Genomic DNA, 1,863 nt, shown 5'->3' with positions numbered 1-1,863 from the left:
TTCCATCGCCTCGTCGAGACGGTCCGACTCTCGGCTGGGGACGAGCGCGAGCGGGTGCGCACCCGGCTGGTCGAGCTCTTCGAGATCATCGGCCCTTCGGACCCGCGTGTGGTGAAGGCCCGCGCGGCCCTCGCCAGCGCCCTGTTCTGAGCTGCTGAGCCGGCTCAGCGGGGAAACGCGACGCCGGCGGGCGACTGGTTGAGGCGCGCCACGCCGGCTCGGTTCTCAGACGAATCTTAGGTTGCTTACAGCCTTTCTTGTGGTTGCCGTGGTGCTGTGGTGATTGCGGGGCACCCGGCCGGGTCCTGTGAGCAGTGCCCGCTCAGGCCAGTGGTCGGATCCCTTCGGCCGGGTGCCCCGTCCATGGCGTTGCGTGGCTCATCGTTCCTCCCGACGTGATCGGTGTCACGGATACCGTCCTTGATGAGGGATGGCGTAGGTGCCTGAATCGTGATAAAAAAGAACGAACATTCGCTTTATTAGTCGGTCGACGCCGGCGCAGGCGGAGGAGGACTCCGATGCTGATTCAAGAGGTCTACGTGAACGGACGTGCCTGGTGGGTCCGTTCCGACCAACACGGTCACGTTATTGCGATGGCGGCGGCGCGAGAACAGCTCAGTGCCGTCGATATCCCGATCGCGCGACGGCGTCGTTCTCAGGTCTGGAATAGGTCGCTCTCCACGGCGTGAGTCGCCGATACCTGCCGTGATTGTCGGCGGTGCGCCCGGAAATGGGCATCGTCGGGGACTGGGTGCGGCGCCGCTGGCAGGAAGCGTTCCCGACTGTTGCTGCGGGGGATGGGAGGAGCGTGAGCCAGCGACGGTCGGAAACGTTTCCGCCACCGCCACCATATGAAGCAGCCAGCGGCTGGAAGTGGGATGTACTTCAGCACGGGTGTCTCTGCCGTGTCAAGAGGGCTCCCGCTGCCAGGCCGGTTCCCGTGTGGGTGGCTGATTACGGCTTGGTGACGTTCGCTTGACAGCTACGTGTCCGACGCATTCCAATGGGGTGACTCCCGGAAACGTTTCCCGCGTGGGAGTCGGAAGTTGCTCGGAAACGATTCCAGCCGTTCGGAGGTGTCCATGGCCGCGTCGTCCAGACCGACGATCCACGAGGTGGCGAAATCCGCCGGCGTGTCGATCTCGTCGGTGTCACGTGCGCTGAACGGCAACACGTCCAACCCGGAGATGGTGGCCAAGGTGAAGGCCGCGGTCAAGCAGGTGGGGTATGTGCCCAGCGCGGTTGCGCAGTCGCTGAAGACACAGCAGACCGGGCAGATCGCGTTCGCGATGGAGGACATCGGGAACGCGGCATACCTGGCGATGGTGCGTGAGATCCAGCCCCGGCTTCGCGAGGTCGGTTACCGGCTGTTGCTGCATGCGACGGGCGCCGACGTCCAGGATGAGATCGAAGTCCTGGAGAGCCTGGCGCAGAAGTACGTCGACGGCCTGATCCTCTGCCCGATCCGGGTGACCGAACGGCACATCGAGGCGCTGCGGTCACCCGACGTGCCTGTCGTGGTCATCGGCCAGTTACCGGAGGAGGCCGGCGTCGACAACGTCCGGACCGACTCCAGGCAGGGCGCACGGGTCGCTGTGGAGCACCTGCACGCGGCGGGCGCCCGCAGGATTGGGTTCATCAACGGCCCCGCGGACACAGTTCCCGGGAAGTCGCGGCATGCCGGGTACCAAGACGGCCTGCAGGCTTGTGGGATCGCGTCCGATGAGGACCTGGTGGAGTTCGGCGACTTCCAGGTTTCCGCGGGGCGCGAGGCAGCGGAACGGTTGCTGGAGCGGGCCGAACCGGACGCGATCTTCGCCGCGAACGACCTCATCGCGCTCGGGGCGATGCACGCGATCCGCT

2 protein-coding genes are annotated in these 1,863 nt (G+C 65.6%); both read left to right on the top strand.

Features of this window, described 5'->3' with window-relative positions; genetic code table 11:
- A partial coding sequence (locus tag ELR45_RS42880; RefSeq protein WP_205857172.1) for a tetratricopeptide repeat protein occupies positions 1-150 on the top strand: 150 nt, incomplete at its 5' end.
- 965 nt (positions 151-1,115) lie between these two features.
- On the top strand, positions 1,116-1,863 hold a 748-nt coding region (locus tag ELR45_RS23470), incomplete at its 3' end, for a LacI family DNA-binding transcriptional regulator (protein WP_205857127.1).

Source organism: Phytoactinopolyspora endophytica, from assembly GCF_004138495.1.
GTDB lineage: Bacteria > Actinomycetota > Actinomycetes > Jiangellales > Jiangellaceae > Phytoactinopolyspora > Phytoactinopolyspora endophytica.
Note: the sequence above shows the minus strand (reverse complement) of the source record. Positions and strands in the feature narration are given on the sequence as shown.